This window comes from Phenylobacterium sp., assembly GCF_965229015.1.
Lineage (GTDB): Bacteria > Pseudomonadota > Alphaproteobacteria > Caulobacterales > Caulobacteraceae > Phenylobacterium.
The window spans coordinates 413,865-429,000 of record NZ_CBDDIM010000001.1 but is presented as its reverse complement, the minus strand read 5'-3'; the positions used below and the strand labels follow the sequence as shown (position 1 = coordinate 429,000).

At 69.2% G+C, this 15,136-nt stretch carries 18 protein-coding genes; 10 read left to right on the top strand and 8 right to left on the bottom strand.

Features of this window, described 5'->3' with window-relative positions; all coding sequences use genetic code 11:
• The first annotated feature begins 9 nt into the window (after nucleotides 1–9).
• Both ACO06I_RS02065 and ACO06I_RS02060 read left to right on the top strand, forming a co-directional pair.
• Nucleotides 10–897 carry a DUF6807 family protein gene (locus ACO06I_RS02065; protein ID WP_421930968.1) on the top strand — a complete coding sequence of 296 codons (888 nt, stop codon included), beginning with the start codon at nucleotides 10–12 and terminating at the stop codon, nucleotides 895–897.
• Nucleotides 894–1,073, top strand: coding sequence for a DUF4169 family protein (locus tag ACO06I_RS02060; protein WP_421930967.1), 180 nt, complete (start codon nucleotides 894–896; stop codon nucleotides 1,071–1,073). The genes ACO06I_RS02065 and ACO06I_RS02060 overlap by 4 nt, the downstream gene beginning before the upstream one ends.
• Here the strand turns inward: ACO06I_RS02060 and ACO06I_RS02055 are convergent.
• Nucleotides 1,070–1,831: a Coq4 family protein gene (locus ACO06I_RS02055; protein WP_421930966.1), complete on the bottom strand. Its 762-nt coding sequence runs from the start codon at nucleotides 1,829–1,831 to the stop codon at nucleotides 1,070–1,072. The two genes, ACO06I_RS02060 and ACO06I_RS02055, sit on opposite strands and share 4 nt — an antisense overlap.
• Nucleotides 1,832–1,966: 135 nt before the next feature.
• Between ACO06I_RS02055 and ACO06I_RS02050 the strand changes: the two genes are divergently transcribed.
• A complete protein-coding gene (locus tag ACO06I_RS02050; RefSeq protein WP_421930965.1) occupies nucleotides 1,967–2,176 on the top strand; it encodes a ribbon-helix-helix domain-containing protein in 210 nt (69 codons plus the stop codon).
• A 186-nt stretch (nucleotides 2,177–2,362) separates the two neighbouring features.
• Here the strand turns inward: ACO06I_RS02050 and ACO06I_RS02045 are convergent, their stop codons facing one another.
• Both ACO06I_RS02045 and ACO06I_RS02040 read right to left on the bottom strand, forming a co-directional pair.
• On the bottom strand, nucleotides 2,363–2,578 hold the full coding sequence (locus ACO06I_RS02045; protein ID WP_421930964.1) for a hypothetical protein: 216 nt from the start codon (nucleotides 2,576–2,578) through the stop codon (nucleotides 2,363–2,365).
• Between the two features lie 2 nt (nucleotides 2,579–2,580).
• Nucleotides 2,581–2,763, bottom strand: coding sequence for a hypothetical protein (locus ACO06I_RS02040; protein WP_421930963.1), 183 nt, complete (start codon nucleotides 2,761–2,763; stop codon nucleotides 2,581–2,583).
• 120 nt (nucleotides 2,764–2,883) lie between these two features.
• On the opposite strand from ACO06I_RS02040, the gene ACO06I_RS02035 reads away from it, so the two are divergent.
• Nucleotides 2,884–5,220 (top strand): DUF3553 domain-containing protein, encoded by a 2,337-nt coding sequence (locus tag ACO06I_RS02035; RefSeq protein ID WP_421930962.1) that lies wholly within the window; start codon nucleotides 2,884–2,886, stop codon nucleotides 5,218–5,220.
• 12 nt (nucleotides 5,221–5,232) lie between these two features.
• Here ACO06I_RS02035 and ACO06I_RS02030 read toward each other — a convergent pair whose 3' ends face one another.
• Nucleotides 5,233–7,092 carry a hypothetical protein gene (locus tag ACO06I_RS02030; protein ID WP_421930961.1) on the bottom strand — a complete coding sequence of 620 codons (1,860 nt, stop codon included), beginning with the start codon at nucleotides 7,090–7,092 and terminating at the stop codon, nucleotides 5,233–5,235.
• A gap of 223 nt (nucleotides 7,093–7,315) precedes the next feature.
• Here ACO06I_RS02030 and ACO06I_RS02025 point away from each other — a divergent pair, with 223 nt between their 5' ends.
• Nucleotides 7,316–8,218, top strand: coding sequence for an alpha/beta fold hydrolase (locus ACO06I_RS02025; protein ID WP_421930960.1), 903 nt, complete (start codon nucleotides 7,316–7,318; stop codon nucleotides 8,216–8,218).
• A gap of 5 nt (nucleotides 8,219–8,223) precedes the next feature.
• Here ACO06I_RS02025 and ACO06I_RS02020 read toward each other — a convergent pair whose 3' ends face one another.
• Nucleotides 8,224–8,454, bottom strand: a complete 231-nt coding sequence (locus ACO06I_RS02020) for a hypothetical protein (protein ID WP_421930959.1) — start codon at nucleotides 8,452–8,454, stop codon at nucleotides 8,224–8,226.
• A gap of 242 nt (nucleotides 8,455–8,696) precedes the next feature.
• Between ACO06I_RS02020 and ACO06I_RS02015 the strand changes: the two genes are divergently transcribed.
• The 3 genes from ACO06I_RS02015 to ACO06I_RS02005 all read left to right on the top strand — a co-directional run bounded on the left by ACO06I_RS02015 (nucleotide 8,697) and on the right by ACO06I_RS02005 (nucleotide 10,572).
• Nucleotides 8,697–9,155, top strand: a complete 459-nt coding sequence (locus ACO06I_RS02015) for a hypothetical protein (RefSeq protein ID WP_421930958.1) — start codon at nucleotides 8,697–8,699, stop codon at nucleotides 9,153–9,155.
• Nucleotides 9,156–9,195: 40 nt separating this feature from the next.
• Entirely contained in the window at nucleotides 9,196–10,062 is an 867-nt protein-coding gene (locus tag ACO06I_RS02010) for a 50S ribosomal protein L11 methyltransferase (protein WP_421930957.1), read from the top strand.
• Between the two features lie 69 nt (nucleotides 10,063–10,131).
• Nucleotides 10,132–10,572 carry a hypothetical protein gene (locus tag ACO06I_RS02005; RefSeq protein WP_421930956.1) on the top strand — a complete coding sequence of 147 codons (441 nt, stop codon included), beginning with the start codon at nucleotides 10,132–10,134 and terminating at the stop codon, nucleotides 10,570–10,572.
• Nucleotides 10,573–10,586: 14 nt separating this feature from the next.
• Here the strand turns inward: ACO06I_RS02005 and ACO06I_RS02000 are convergent, their stop codons facing one another.
• The 3 genes from ACO06I_RS02000 to ACO06I_RS01990 form a co-directional block, all read right to left on the bottom strand.
• A complete protein-coding gene (locus ACO06I_RS02000) occupies nucleotides 10,587–11,072 on the bottom strand; it encodes a carbonic anhydrase (protein WP_421930955.1) in 486 nt (161 codons plus the stop codon).
• 122 nt (nucleotides 11,073–11,194) lie between these two features.
• Nucleotides 11,195–11,536, bottom strand: coding sequence for a GIY-YIG nuclease family protein (locus ACO06I_RS01995; RefSeq protein WP_421930954.1), 342 nt, complete (start codon nucleotides 11,534–11,536; stop codon nucleotides 11,195–11,197).
• Between the two features lie 68 nt (nucleotides 11,537–11,604).
• Nucleotides 11,605–12,168 (bottom strand): GNAT family N-acetyltransferase, encoded by a 564-nt coding sequence (locus tag ACO06I_RS01990; protein WP_421930953.1) that lies wholly within the window; start codon nucleotides 12,166–12,168, stop codon nucleotides 11,605–11,607.
• Between the two features lie 248 nt (nucleotides 12,169–12,416).
• On the opposite strand from ACO06I_RS01990, the gene ACO06I_RS01985 reads away from it, so the two are divergent.
• Together ACO06I_RS01985 and ACO06I_RS01980 are read left to right on the top strand one after the other, a co-directional pair.
• Nucleotides 12,417–14,231, top strand: a complete 1,815-nt coding sequence (locus ACO06I_RS01985) for an aminopeptidase P family protein (RefSeq protein WP_421933589.1) — start codon at nucleotides 12,417–12,419, stop codon at nucleotides 14,229–14,231.
• 9 nt (nucleotides 14,232–14,240) lie between these two features.
• Nucleotides 14,241–15,092 carry a class I SAM-dependent methyltransferase gene (locus ACO06I_RS01980; protein ID WP_421930952.1) on the top strand — a complete coding sequence of 284 codons (852 nt, stop codon included), beginning with the start codon at nucleotides 14,241–14,243 and terminating at the stop codon, nucleotides 15,090–15,092.
• The last annotated feature ends 44 nt before the right edge of the window (nucleotides 15,093–15,136 follow it).

Below are 15,136 nucleotides of genomic sequence, written 5' to 3'. Positions count from 1 at the left end.
GCTGAACCCATGATCAAGCTCGCCGCCGCCTTCGCCGCCCTGCTGATGCTGTCGACCGCCGGGACCGCCCAGGCGGCCATCGACGCCAGGCTCGCCCCCGACAGCGTCACCCTCACCGACAATGGCCGCACGGTGCTGGTCTATCGCACCCGGACCAACGACCCGGCCGAGCCCGGTCGCCTGAACTATGTCCATCCGCTCTACGCCCCCGACGGCACGGTGCTCACGCAGGACCGCCCCGCCGACCACCTGCATCAGCGGGGCCTGTTCTGGAGCTGGCACCAGGTCCGCCTCGGGGACGAGGTGGTGGCCGACGGCTGGTTCATGAAGGGCCTGACCTTCTTCGTGCGCGGCACGAAGTTCCAGGGCCAGCCCGACGGGTCCGGCGTGCTGACCCTCGACGTCGACTGGATCGTCAACTCCAGGCCCGAGCTGATCTATGTCGCCCGCGAGCAGACCAAGGTCACCGTCCGCCCCGCCACCACGGCCGGCCAGCGAATCGAGTTCGACACCACCCTCACCGCCCGGGTCGACGGCCTGTCCCTGGGGGGCAGCGACGACGAGAAGGGCTATGGCGGCTTCTCCATGCGCCTGGTCCAACCCGACCGCCTGAGCTTCGCCTCCCGCGGCGAGGCGGTGACCCCGGCGGTGGGCGCGGTGGCGGCGGGCCCCGCCATGGGCTTCGCCTGGCCGGTGGGCGCGGCCTATCCGCCCTGGGCCGTGGGCCTGGCCTGCAAGGCGCAGGGCGAGCCCCTCACCCGCTGGATCCTGCGGCGCGAACTCTCCATGCAGAACTGCGTCTTCCCGGGCCGCGCGCCCTACGCCGTGCCGGTGGGCCGGCCGCTGCACCTGGAATCCACCGTGGTGATCCAGCCGCGGGAGAGCGCGGCGCGATGAACGACATCGTCAATTTCAACAAGGCCCGGAAGGCCAGGGCGCGCGAGGCCGACAAGGCCCAGGCCGCCGCCAACCGCGTGAAGTTCGGTCGCACCAAGGGCCAGAAGGCGCTCGTCAAGGCCGAGACCGACAAGGTCGTCCGCCGGCTGGACGGCGCCAGGCGCGATGACGACTAGGCGGCCATCGCCAGGGACGTGGACCAGTCCCGCGCCGCCACCGGGATAGCGTTGTATAGGGTCGCCGGGGTGATGTTCAGCCGCCGGCGGGCGGCCTCCAGGGGCTCGTTGAGCAGGCGCTCATAGTCCTCCCCCAGCAGCCAAGCCGCAGCCTTGCCACGCTGGTAGCCCTGCCAGATGGCCCGGGCGTACGGCTGGTCGCCCTTGCGGGTGCGGAAGGCCGCGCCGACCCCGATCAGGGCCCAGCCCAGGCCGCCGGTCTGGGCGTAGGAAAAGGCCACCAGGCAGGCCTCTCCCAGGCCGTCGCGGTGATAGCCCGACAGGATGTGCCAGATGTCGTGGACGTCGCGGGTGCGGCGGCCGAACCAGGCATAGGGATGCTGCAGGTCGATCCCCGTCTCCCCCATGCGGCTGACCTCGGCCAGGCCCTCGGCGGAAAGCTGTTCGCTGCGCACGAAGTCGCGGTAGGAGGCGCCGACCGTACCCGGCGCGAAGCTGTCGAGCCAGGCGTCGTCCATCAGCCGGGCGGCCAGCTCCTGACGCTCATAGGCGATACGGCCCCCCTGCACCGTGGTCAGCAGGCGATTGTAGCCGTCCCGGGTGGTGGCGCCGTTCAGGGCCCGCATGATCTCGAACACCTGGCCGGTGTCCTCCTTGTCGTTCAGCAGCCGCCGCAGGGCGCGCAGGGCCGCGCCCCACTGCAGGCGGGGCTTTTCCAGGGGCTGGGCGGGCTTCAGATCGACGACGACGGCGGTCATGGACGAGACCTTTGGAACGGGGTTCGGATTAAAGATGACGCCAGCGTCATTTTTTGGCAAGTCCCCATTTTTGCCGGCGCCGACCTGTCAGAAGACGGTTGCATCGCGGCCGCGAGACCCGAAACTAGGATGCAGATGCCCAGATTGCGTAAACGCTCGATCCTGCTCGCCGGCCACGCCACCTCCATGGCGCTGGAACCCGAGTTCTGGGCGGTGCTGGAGGAGATGGCGCGTGATCAGGCCCTCAGCCTGGCCGGCCTGATCGCCCGCCTGGACGAGACCCGCGGCGACCGCCCGCTGGCCTCGGCCTGCCGGGTCGCGGCCCTGAGCTTCGTGCGGGGCTGAGGCGACGAAAGCCACGAGCCAGACGAACAGGTGTCATCCCGGAAACGCGCAGCGTTGTCCGGGACCCAGACGCCCGGGGCGTGCAGGAGAGATCGGTTTCTATAGGTCCCGCGCTTCCGCGGCTTCGCCGCTACATGCGGGATGACATCCTTGGTCGGTCCCTACGTCCTGCGCGGTCGATGGCCGCTACTTCGGAACCGGAATCGGCACGTCGGGCAGCTTGGGGCCCTCCGGCATCGGCGGCGCCTTGGGCAGGCTCACATGCACGTCGACGCTCCGGGCGAGGTCGGGCGCCGCCTGCCGGCCGGCATAGAAGAAGTAGGCGATGATGGCGACGGCCACGATCAGCCCGCCCACCAGGAAGGCCAGCCACGGGCCGTTGCCGTTGGAGCTTTGGGCCATGCCTAGCCCGCCGGTTTGGCCGGCATGGAGATGTCAGGCGCCTTGATGTTCACATCCACGCTCTTGGATTGTCCGAAGCCGCCGCCAGAATACATCATGAAGGCGATCACCGCGACCACGACCAGCAGGCCGCCCACGATGAAGGCCAGGACGGGGGTCGAACCATTGCCAGAATTCTCAGCCACGAAAGCCTCCCTAGATTTTATGTCGGGAGCACAACGAACCCGGCTCGGGCCGGTTCCGTGGGCGGAGATTGCGGCGCCACGGCCCTTAAGTCGGCGTCGCCCTGTGCTACATATGTTCCAATGTCGTCCTATGACTCGTTCGAAGACCTCCCCGCCCCGCGCGTCAGCGATCTCGCCCGCGTGCGCGGTCCCGACTACCTGGAGGGGCTGAACCCAGAGCAGCGCGCCGCCGTCGAGGCCACCGAGGGCCCGGTCCTGGTCCTGGCCGGCGCCGGCACCGGCAAGACCCGGGTGCTGACCACGCGGCTGGCCCACATCCTGGCCACCGGCCGGGCCAAGCCCTGGGAACTGCTGGTGGTGACCTTCACCAACAAGGCCGCCCGCGAGATGCGCGAGCGGATCACCGCCATCATCGGCCCCCAGGCCGAGGGCCTGCGCTGGCTGGGCACCTTCCACTCGGTCGCCGCCCAGGTGCTGCGCCGCCACGCCGAGTTGGTGGGGCTGAAGTCCAACTTCACCATCCTCGACACCGACGACCAGGAGCGCCTGATCAAGCAGGTGCTGGAGGCCGAGAACGTCGACGCCAAGCGCTGGACGCCCAAGACGCTCGCCGGCCTCATCGACCACTGGAAGAACCGCGGCTGGACCCCGGACCGCCTGCCCGCCAACGAGGGTCGCGAGTTCGCGGTGGGCAAGGGCCCGGCCCTCTACCGCCTTTACCAGGAGCGCCTGCGGGTGCTGAACGCCTGCGACTTCGGCGACCTGCTGCTGCACAACCTGACCATCTTCATGAGCCAGCCGGAGGTGCTCGCCGAGTTCCACCGGCGGTTCCGCTACATCCTGGTGGACGAGTACCAGGACACCAATGTCGCCCAGTACCTGTGGCTGCGCCTGCTGGGCCAGGCCAGCCAGAACGTCTGCTGCGTCGGCGACGACGACCAGTCCATCTATGGCTGGCGCGGCGCCGAGGTGGACAACATCCTGCGCTTCGAGCGCGACTTCCCGGGCGCGACGGTGGTCCGCCTCGAGCGCAACTACCGCTCCACCAGCCACATCCTGGCGGCCGCCTCCGGCCTGATCAGCGCCAACAAGGGCCGGCTCGGTAAGACCCTGTGGACCGAGCAGAACGGCGGCGAGAAGGTCATCGTCCGCGGGGTCTGGGACGGCGAGGCCGAGAGCCGGCTGATCGCCGACGAGATCGAGCGCGCCCACAAGGGGACCACCGACAAGGATCCGCGCAAGTACCGCGACATGGCCATCCTGGTGCGCGCCTCCTTCCAGATGCGCGCCTTCGAGGAGCGCTTCGTCCTGCTCTCCATCCCCTACACGGTGGTGGGCGGGCCCCGGTTCTTCGAGCGGGCCGAGATCCGCGACGCCCACGCCTATCTGCGGCTGATCCAGTCGCCGGACGACGACCTGGCCTTCGAGCGCATCGTCAATGTCCCCAAGCGCGGCATCGGCGACACCACGGTCCAGAAGCTGCTGCAGATCGCCCGCCTGAACGGGGTGCCGGTGATGACGGCGGCCCGCGAGGTGGTGCTGACCGACGAGCTCGCGGCCCGCACCCGCACGGCCCTGGCCAACTTCCTGCGCGACCTCGACCGCTGGCGCGCCCAGGCCCAGACCCTGCACCACGCCCGGCTCACCGAGCAGATCCTGGAGGAGAGCGGCTATACCGACGCCCTGCGCCTGGACAAGACCCCCACGGCCCAGACTCGGCTGGAGAACCTGAAAGAGCTCATCCAGTCGATGGGCAACTTCGACGATCTCCAATCCTATCTGGAACACGTCTCCCTGGTGATGGACATGGACCGCGGCCCCCAAGCCGACGCGGTGCAGATCATGACCCTGCACGCCGCCAAGGGCCTGGAATTCCCCCTGGTCTTCCTGCCGGGCTGGGAGGAAGGCGTCTTCCCCTCCCAGCGCAGCATGGACGAGAGCGGCGAGAAGGGCCTCGAGGAGGAACGACGCCTCGGCTATGTCGGCATCACCCGCGCCCGCGAGGAGGCGCGGATCTCCTTCGTCGCCAACCGCATGGTCTATGGCCGCTGGACCAGCCAGCTCCCCAGCCGCTTCGTCGACGAACTGCCCCTGGCCAATGTCGAGGCCTCCTCGGAGACCGGCTATTACGGCGGCGGCCCCGGCATGCAGCAGCAGCACGGCAGCACCTGGGACGCGACGCCCGCCTTTGGCTCCGGCTACTCCTCCCCCGGCTGGCAACGCGCCCAGGCCCGCGGCTACCAGGGCAGCCATCCGGGCCGCCAGCAGGTCATCGAGGGCGAGGGCCGCTTGGTGGCCGAGAGCTCGGCGGCCAGCGACTACAAGCGCGGCGACCGCGTCTTCCACCAGAAGTTCGGCTACGGCCAGGTGAAGGGGGTCGACGGCAACAAGCTCACCGTCGCCTTCGAAAAGGCCGGCGAGAAGAAGGTGATCGACTCGTTCGTCGAGAAGGGATGAGCGGAGTGGGGCCTAGGCGGGCACCGCCTCCACCGCCGCCTCGGGCTCAACCACCGTCCCCGGGACCGGGTCGATCACCGGCGCGTCGCCGCCGTCCTTGAAGGCCACGTGGATGTGCTTGTCCCCCAGCTCCTTGCCGAGGAACTCCAGGCCGCTCTCCAGGATGCGGGCGTAGGAATCGATGTCCTTCTGCTCGATCACCACGCTCTGGCCATAGAGGGTGTCGGTGAGTTTGATCACCGGCGGCAGGTGCTCCATCTTCAGGAAGGTCGAGAAACCCTTGGCCGTCAGGATGCCGAGCTGGCGCCACTTGCCGGGCTTGGGGTCGACCCCGTTCCAGTTCAGCCCGATCGAGGTCGAGGAGATGTGGTCCACCTCGATGTCGGTGATGCCGATCAGGTTCTCCTTCTTCCACTGCTGGAAGAACCAGGTGTCGACGCTGCCGGCCGAGCAGAAGGCCTCGGAGACGATGTTGGGCCAGGTGTCGCGGATGGCCGTGGCCCGTACGTTGAACAGCTGGAAGTAGCCGTTGGGCTCCAGATTGACCTTGTCCGACTGGCCCTCCACCGGGGCGGAGTCGCGCCGCGCGGTGAAATAGAGGCAGCCCGGGTTCCAGGAGTGGGCGAAGAAGACGTCGCGCAGGTCCTTGTTCACGATGATGTCGGCATCGGTGAAGATCACCCAGTCGGCTTCCTTCAGCACCGCCAGGCCGTCGTTCAGCATCCGGCCCTTGTTGAAGGCATGGTCGTCGTCGAAGCAGCGGTCGGAGATGACCAGGGTCGCCCCGTGTTCCTTGGCGACCTCCTGGCTGCGCAGGTCGTCGCTGGTGGTGACCACCACCAGCTCGTCGAAGTGGTCGATGTTCCTGGGTAGGGTCTCGGCAAGAGCCTCGCCGTAGCCCACCGAGACCAGCACGCCCGAGAGCCTCTTGGGCTTGGTGGAGTTGTGGCCGATGCCGACGCGGCGGCCGGCGCCGGCCTCCCCCACATAGTTGTCGCGGGATTCGACCTCGCGCTTCTGCTTGTGCAGCTCGCGGTCGAAGATCTCGTAGTTGTGCTTCTTGATGGCCGGGCTGCCCAGCTTGCGCAGGATGTCCCGGTGCTGCGGGCTGATGATGTCCCGCTCCAGGATGTCCAGCTGCGACGGGCCGGGCTGGGCCAGCGCGCAGTAGTTGCACAGCTCGATCTGGTCGCCGAAGTCGCCGGGCTGGCGCTGCCACCAGCCGTGCTCCACCGGCCAGGCGTGCTTGCCGTTGAAATAGAGCCGGTCGATGGCGCCGGCCACCTCGCAGAAATAGGCGCCCTTGTCGTTGATGGTCGCCGACCACAGCTTCTGGACCCAGCAGTTGTCGCGGTTCTGCTCCCACTGCAGCTCGGAGATCCCGGTGGCGGCGATGTAGTCGGCGCGGGTGATCAGCAGGGCCTGATGCTGGCCGGCGGACTCGTGGGTGTTGGTGTTGAAGTGGCTGTAGACCGACATGATGGTCTCGTAGTTGCGGTAGAAGCCCGCCCCGAGACTGGTCCACAGGCCCCGCCCGTTGGAGCGGTCGAACAGGCGCTCCGTGGCGAAGTCGTTGAAATCCTTGATGGGGAACTTGCCGTTATTGGTGTTCTCCCCGCCCCACAGCTCCGAGAACCGCAGGGAGATTTGCTCGAAATTGGCGTGCAGGGTCGGCTCGCCGGCGATGATGCCAATCAGCTTGTTGGGGGCGTTCCAGCCCTCCATGCTCTTCACGGCCCGCTCGAAGGTCTCCAGCTCCATGTCGGCGCGCTGGGTCTGGTGCGGGATCAGCCGGGTGCAGTTGGAGCACTTCAGGTGGCACTTGGTGCTGATGTCGATCTGGACGATGTCCATGTCGGCTGGCGATCTCATCGCTCTCGTCTCCCAGTCTCGCGGCCTCCGAAGTCGGGGCGCGACGGCGCGACGTCCCGCGGAACGCCGATCATCGGTTCATTGACCTTCGATTGAGTCGTCGGGAAAGTTAAACCCTTAGGGAGACCGTGCGGCAAAGGGATGCAGCATGTCGCGCCCTTGCCCGGCGGGCGGTTCGCGGCCACGGTGAACGCCCATCACTTGAGACGCTCGGGAGGGCGAAATGCCCCAGATCATCGCCAACGGCATCCCCCTCGAATACGCTGTCTACGGGCCGCAAAAGGGCGAGGTGATCCTGCTGATCATGGGCTTCGGGGCCCAGATGACCCGCTGGTCGCCGCAGTTCATCCGCGAGCTCACCGACCGCGGCTACCGCGTCATCGTGCACGACAACCGCGACGTCGGCCTCTCCCACCGCTTCCACGACCATGGCGAGCCGGACATGACCGCCGTCTACACCGCCCTGATGAGCGGCAAGACCCCAGAAGTCCCCTACCTGCTGAACGACATGGCCGCCGACAGCGCCGGCCTGCTCGACGCCCTGGGGATCGAGCGCGCCCACATCGTCGGCGCCTCCATGGGCGGCATGATCGCCCAGATGGTGGCCGCCAACCACGGCGAGAAGGTGCTGTCCCTGGTCTCGGTGATGTCCACCACCGGCAATCCCGCCCTGCCCCCGGCCAAGCCCGAGGCCATGGCCGCCCTCACCAAGCCCGGCGTCGATCCCGCCGAGAACCTCGATAAGCACATCTGGAACGGCATCGAGAGCCAGAAGGTGATCGGCAGCCCGGACTATCCGACGCCGGACGCGATCCTGGCCGAGCGCATCCGAGCCGACGCCAGGCGCGCCTACTATCCCGTCGGCCGCAGCCGTCAGATGGCGGCCATCGTGGCCAGCGGCGACCGCCGCGCGGCCCTGGCCACCATCAGCGTCCCCACCGTGGTGATCCACGGCGGCGCCGATCCCCTGGTTCCGGTGGAGGGCGGCCACGACACCGCCGCGGTGATCCCCGGCGCGGAGCTGCACGTCATCCCGGGCATGGGCCATGATCTCCCCGTCCAGCTCATTCCGCGCATCGCCGACCTGATCGAGCGGGCCACGACCCGGGCCCGCGAAAGCGCCTGAGGGCCTTAGGCCGCCTGGAGAATGTCGCGCAGATAGGGCGTCGAGGCCGCCGCCAGCCTCGGAAGGTGTTCGGGCGCGACGACGATGGTCACGGGCGCCGGGCGGCGCAGCAGATCGGCCAGGGCCAGGGCCGGCCAGAATACGATCATCAGCACCAGGCCCACGGCGTTGAGCGTCTGGACAGCCAGGCGGGCGACCCAGGAGATCTGGTCGGTCTCGGGAACACGAGGGGTCATGGCGGTCTCCAGTCGGTCGGCGCGCGCAATCGCGCCGGAGGCTCAGCGCAAGAGGCAGGCCAGCCGATCGCCGCCCCACATGCCCAGGGGGTTGAACCCCGCCTGCCGCCGCGCCCCTGTCAGGCGAATTCCGTCCCACCGCGCCGGGCCAACAGGCTTGGCCGCGCCGAATTGAGACAGCCCCTCCAAAGGCTGAACCAGACGCCACTTCGCGCGCTATAGTGAGCAGCGAGGGAGTCGAGATGCGGGACCTGCGGCACGTCTTTCTGGGCATGGCCATCGCCACCGTCACCGGTCTGGCGATCGGCGGCGCCTTCAAGCCGACCCTGCGGGAACTCACCGACCTGGACGGGCCCCAGATGCTGGTGGGCGTGTCCGGGGTCCGCAGCCCACCGGGCCTGCAGCAGAACGCCAGCTGGACCAGCTATGCCGGCCATATCCCGGACTATGTGATCGGCACCGACTGGACCCAGCCCGAATATCCCACCGAGATGGCGCCGGCCGAGCCGGAACCCGCCCCCGCCAAGGTCGTCCACGAAGACGCCCCCGTCCGCCTGGCGGTCGCCCCGGTGAAATACGAGGCCGAGCCGGCCCCGCCGCCCACCTATCCCTCCATGGGCGGCGACATCCTGGCGGGCCTTTCCGACGGCTATCCCCCGACCCCACCGGAGGACGCCCCCGCCGAGCCGCCCCCCGCCTAAGTTCTCGCCTTTCCGCGCCTGCGCCTCTAGACGGATGCGCATGACGACAGACGCTGTTCAGATCATCGCCCGTGGCCCCCGCGCCGTGGCCGAAGCCGCCGCCGAGGCCATCGACGCCGATCCCATGCTGGAGGGCGTCACCTACTCCATCCTGGAGGAGGACGAGGACCGCGACGTCTGGCGCATCGACGCCTTCCCAACCTCGGAAGACGAGTCCCGCGACTTCGCCGCCGCGCTCTCCGGCTATCCCAAGCTCAAGGTGCTGGTGGAGAAGCTGGCCGACGCCGACTGGCTGGCCATGGCGCTGTCGGGTCTGCCCCCCGTGCGGGCCGGCCGCTTCTTCGTCTATGGCGCCCACGACAAGGGCCGCGCCCCGGTCAACGCCGTCAACCTGCGCATCGAAGCCGGCGCCGCCTTCGGGACCGGCCACCACGGCACCACGGTCGGCTGTCTCCAGGCCTATCACGACCTGCTCAAGGCGCACCGCTACGACCGCGTGCTGGACGTCGGCGCCGGCACCGGGGTGCTGGCCATCGCCGCGGCCCGCACCGGCACGCCCATCGCGGTGGGCACCGACATCGACGCCCCCTCGGTCCGCATCGCCAACGAGAACGCGGTGCTGAACAAGGCCAAGGTGCGGTTCCTCCACGCCTCAGGCCTGGGCCACGCCTCCGTCAGGCGGAAGGCGCCCTACGACCTGGTGTTCGCCAACATCCTGGCCCCGCCCCTGGTGGCCCTGTCCCACGACATCAAGCTGGCCCTGAAGCCGGGCGGGATCGCCATCCTGTCGGGCCTGCTGCGCACCCAGGAGCGCCGGGTCCTGGCCGCCTACCGCTCCAAGGGCTTCACTCTGGTCCGCCGTATCCACCGCGACGCCTGGGCCACCCTGGTGCTGCGGCGGAGCTAGGAACCGGGGGATAGCCGCGGCGTTCTCGCCTCGACGGTGGTCTTCACCGCCGAACCTGAGGACACACCCATGAGCAATCCCAACGACCCCTATGTCGAGAAGACCGTGATCGAGCAGCCGGCGACGGTGCGCACGGAATACAGCGCCCCGGCCTCCGGCGGCTCCAGCAACGCCGGTTGGTGGATCGCCGCCATCGTCGCGGTGGTGGCCATCGTCGGCCTGATCTTCGTGTTCAACAACAACTCCACCACCCAGAGCGACCTGCAGGCCGCCACCGACGCCGGTCGCAGCCAGGCGATGATGGAGACCGCCACGACCCAGGCCCAGACGGCCGCCCAGGCCGCCACCGAGGCCTCGGCCAACGCCGCCTCCAGCATGGCCGGCGCCACCCAGGCCGCCGCTGACAGCGCCCGCGCCGCCGCCGACCGCACGGCCGAGGCGACCCGCGACGCCGCCGCCAGCGCCCAGGACGCCGCTCAGGACGCCACCACGGCGCCGCCGCAGCAGTAACCGGATCGGGGCGGTCAGACGATCTGGGTGACCGCCCCGTCCAACCCCATCAGCCCAAGCTCCACCTCCATGTGCGGATGCTTGGTCGTGACCTGCGAGCGCAGGGCGTAGAGCTGCTTCACGTGGCTCTTGAATTCCGTCTCGGCGTCCTTCACGGCCGCCTCCCCCAGCACCAGCTTGTAGGCGCCGCAGTCGCGGTGATCGATGACGATCAGGCGATGGACCTCGTGCAGCTGCACCGCCAGGTCCAGGTGGGTCCAGAACACGTCGTTCCAGACGGCGTACTTGTCGTTCAGCGCCCCCAGGGAGGCGCCGGCCAGGATCATGTGGTCGTACTTGTCGCGCATACCGCGCGCGGTCATGTAGGCCTCGACCTCGTTGACCAGCCGATAGTCCATGCAGGTCAGCAACAGGGCCTCGGCATGACCAGCCGCCCGCGCCACTCCGGGCGCAAGGCCGTTTAGCAGGGCCACGCCGCCGCCCAGGGCGATGGCGCCCATCAGGCTTCGCCGCGAAAGCTGCGGCCAGGTCGAATGTTGTGGGCAGCAGGTCATGGGGCGCTCCGATCCAATGAGCGGTGAAGGCTGTGGCGCTTCGCTTACCAAACACCTACCGGCCGGCGTCAGGCCACCATAGGACGCCCTTCCAGGGCCGCGATCCAGTGCCGCAGCCGTTCCTTGAGCCAGGTTTCCTGGCCGATGGGGCTGAGGTCCTCCGCCAAGGTCTCCACCACCGCATAGGCGAAGGCCGCCTCGCCGTGGGCCTTCCACGCCGCCTGCATGGCGGGATTGCGGTTCGACCCCATCCGCAGGCTGAACAGCGCCGAATTGGCCGCCCCCTCCAGGTTGCGGCTCATGCCCACCCAGGTCTCCCCGGTCGGCTGGCAGCTCAGGCGGAAGATCCCCATCGGGACTTTCCGTTCCTTGTAGGCCTGGGCGATATCCTTGCGGCGCTGTTTGTCCACGGTCTGATCCTTGGCTGGAGGCGGGCCTTGTAGCCCGACGGCCCGCCTCCGTCAATTATACCCGGATATTAATGTCCATTGGCCGCCCGCCACTCCTCGGCCAGCAGGGCGTAGACATGGCTGTCGCGCCAGCCGTCATGGGCCCGGGTGTCCTGCAGCAGATGGCCCTCCCGCCGCATCCCCACCTTCTCCATGATCGCGTAGGAGCCGTGGTTGCGGGCGTCGCAGGTGGCCCAGATGCGGTGGTGACCCAGGCGCGTGAAGGCCACCTCCGCCAGGGCCCGCGCCGCCTCGGTCCCATAGCCTTTCCCCCAATGGTCGCGGTTGTAGCAATAGCCGAAGGCGCTGTTGTCGGTGTTGGCGTCGTGCAGGGAGATGACGCCGATCATCGCGCCGGTCGCCTTGACCTCGACGGCGAGGCTCAGCTCATCGCGCGGCCAAGTCTCCTGTCGTTTCAGGTTGCGGTCCAGGACCTCGCGGGTGACTTCCGGGGTGTTGGGGCCCCAGGTCATGTAGCGCACGACCTCCGGGTCGGTGGCGTAGGTGTGGATGGCGTCGAAGTCCGCCTCGTGGAAGTCGCGCAGCAGCAGCCGCTCGGTCTCGATGGGAAGCCAGGGTGGGGTGGTGGTCATGGGAACGCTCCGATGTGGGAAGATCGGACGGGTTCTTTAGTCTTTCAGACCCCGGCCGATGGTGGCGGGGTCTGGTTCGAAGTCGCTCAGCTCAAGGCATGCGCGTTCGAACGACCCCGATGGGACCGTTGGAATTGCTGCAAGCCAGGGCGTGGGCGCGAACCATGGGTCGTTTCTAGCTTGGCTTTCGCCCAAAGAGCAAGCTTCGGCCCTTTGCGGCCCCACGCCGAACGGCTTACATGCCTGCCATGCGCCAGACCTTCGAAGAAACCACCGACCGCTCCTTCGGGCCCCGCCACGTCCCCCTGATCCGCAAGGCCATGGCCGACCAGGGCCTGGACGGCTTCCTCGTGCCGCACGAGGACGAGCATCAGAACGAGTACCTGCCCGAGGCCAACGACCGCCTGGCCTGGGCCACCGGCTTCACCGGCTCGGCCGGCGCCGCGGTGATCCTCAAGGACAAGGCGGCGGTCTTCGTCGACGGCCGCTACACCCTGCAGGTCCGCGACCAGGTGGACGAAGCCACCTTCGAAATCCGCGATCTCGTCGACGGCGGCGTGCCCGCCTATCTGGAGACCGCCACGGCCGCCGGCCAGGTGGTGGGCTACGACCCCCGCCTGCACAGCCCCGACGCCCTGGACCGCCTGAAGGCCGCCGCCGCCAAGGCCGGCGCCGAGCTAAAGGCCGTGGCCGCCAATCCCCTCGACCAGGCCTGGGGCGCCCAGCGCCCCGCCCAGCCGACCGCCCCCGTCGTGCCCCAACCGCTGGAACACTCCGGCGAGGACTCCGCCGACAAGCGCCTGCGCATCGGCAAGGCGCTGGCCGCCAGGAACGCCGACGCCACCGTGCTCACCGCGCCCTCCTCCATCGCCTGGCTGTTCAACATCCGTGGCGGCGACGTGATCCGCTCCCCCCTGCCGCTCTCCCAGGCCATCCTGAACAAGGACGGCACGGCCCGCCTGTTCCTCGATCCCGCCAAGGTGACTCCCGACCTGCCGGCCTGGCTCGGCAACCAGGTCACCCTGGAAACCCCCGACGACCTGCCCGCCGCCTTGGCCGACCTGAAGGGCCGCCGCGTCCTGGTGGACCCGGGCCTCTCCTCGGCCTGGTATTTCGAGGCCCTGGCCAAGGCCGGGGCCGAGGTGGTGCGCGGCGATGATCCCTGCGCCCTGCCGCGGGCCACCAAGAACAGGACCGAGATCGCCGGGACCACCGAAGCCCACGCCCGTGACGGCGTGGCCTTGGCCCGCTTCCTCCACTGGCTGGCCACCGAGGCCCAGACCAGCCTCCCCGACGAGGTGGAGGTGGTCACCAAGCTGGAGGGCTTCCGTGAGGCCACCGGAGCCCTGAAGGACCTCTCCTTCGACACTATCGCCGGCGCCGCCTCCAACGGCGCCATCGTCCACTACCGGCCCATCACCCGGCTGAACAAGAAGACGGTCTCAGGCTCCCTGCTGCTGGTGGACTCCGGCGCCCAGTACCTGGACGGCACCACCGACGTCACCCGCACCGTGGCCATCGGCGAGCCCAGCCCGGAGATGCGCGAGCGCTTCACCCTGGTGCTCAAGGGCCACCTGGCCCTGGCCGCCGTCCGCTTTCCCGCCGGCACCACCGGCTCGGCCCTGGACGCACTGGCCCGCATGCACCTCTGGGCCCGCGGCCTCGACTACGACCACGGCACCGGCCACGGGGTCGGGTCCTATCTCGGCGTCCACGAAGGCCCGCAGCGGATCGCCAAGCTGCCCAACTTCGTGGCCCTGCAGCCCGGCATGATCGTCTCCAACGAGCCCGGCTACTACAAGGAGGGCGCCTACGGCATCCGCATCGAGAACCTGCAGTACGTCACCGAGCCCGCCCCCATTCCCGGCGGCGAGCGGCCGATGCTGGGCTTCGAGACCCTGACCCTCGCCCCTATCGACCGCCGCTTGATCGAGGTCGCCCTGCTCTCCCCCGATGAGCGCGCCCAGATGGACGCCTATCACGCCCGCGTGCTGGCCGTGGTCGGGCCGCGTCTCCCCGCCGATGTCCGCGCCTGGCTGGAAACCGCCTGCGCGCCACTCTGAGGTCAGACCATGAGCAACCCCACCCCCAACGCCGATCAGGCCACCTACTGGAACGCCGGCGCCGGCGACACCTGGGCCAGCCTGCAGGACCGCCTCGACCACCAGCTTGAACCGCTCGGCCTGCGCGCCATGGCCGCCCTCGCCCCAAAACCCGGCGAGCGGGTGCTGGATATCGGCTGCGGCGCGGGACAGACCAGCCTGGCCCTGGCCGCCGTCGTCGCCCCCGGCGGGTCGGTCCTGGGTGTCGACATCTCCCATCCGCTCCTGGAGGTGGCCCGCCGCCGGGGCGAGGGCCTCGCGGGCCTGGCCTTCCAGGAGGCCGACGCCCAGACCGCCGCCTTCGAGGCCGCAAGCTTCGACGCCGCCTTCTCGCGCTTCGGGGTGATGTTCTTCTCCGATCCGCCCGCCGCGTTCGCCAATATCCGCCGGGCGCTGAAGCCCGGCGGCCGCCTGGCCTTCGTCTGCTGGCGCCGCCCGGACGAGAACCCCTTCATGTCCCTGCCCATGGCCGCCGCCATGGCCCACCTGCCGGCCCCGGCGGTGCCGCCTCCGGCGCCCGATCCCCACGCGCCGGGTCCCTTCGCCTTCGCTGATCCCGAGCGGGTTCGCGGCATCCTGGCGGCGGCCGGCTTCACCGATGTCGATCTGGCTCCCCATGATCAGAAGATCGGCAGCGGCGACCTCGACCAGACCCTCACCGTATCCCTGAAGGTCGGCCCCCTCGGCGCCATGCTTCGCGAACATCCCGATCGCCGCGACGCCGTGGTCGCCGCCGTGCGCGAGGCCCTGGCCGCCCACGACGGCCCGCAGGGCGTCAAGCTGCCCTCGGCCACCTGGATCGTCACGGCGCGCTCGGCCTGACCACGACAGTCCGCAAGGAAGCCCCCGCGCCAGGGGGCGGCCGG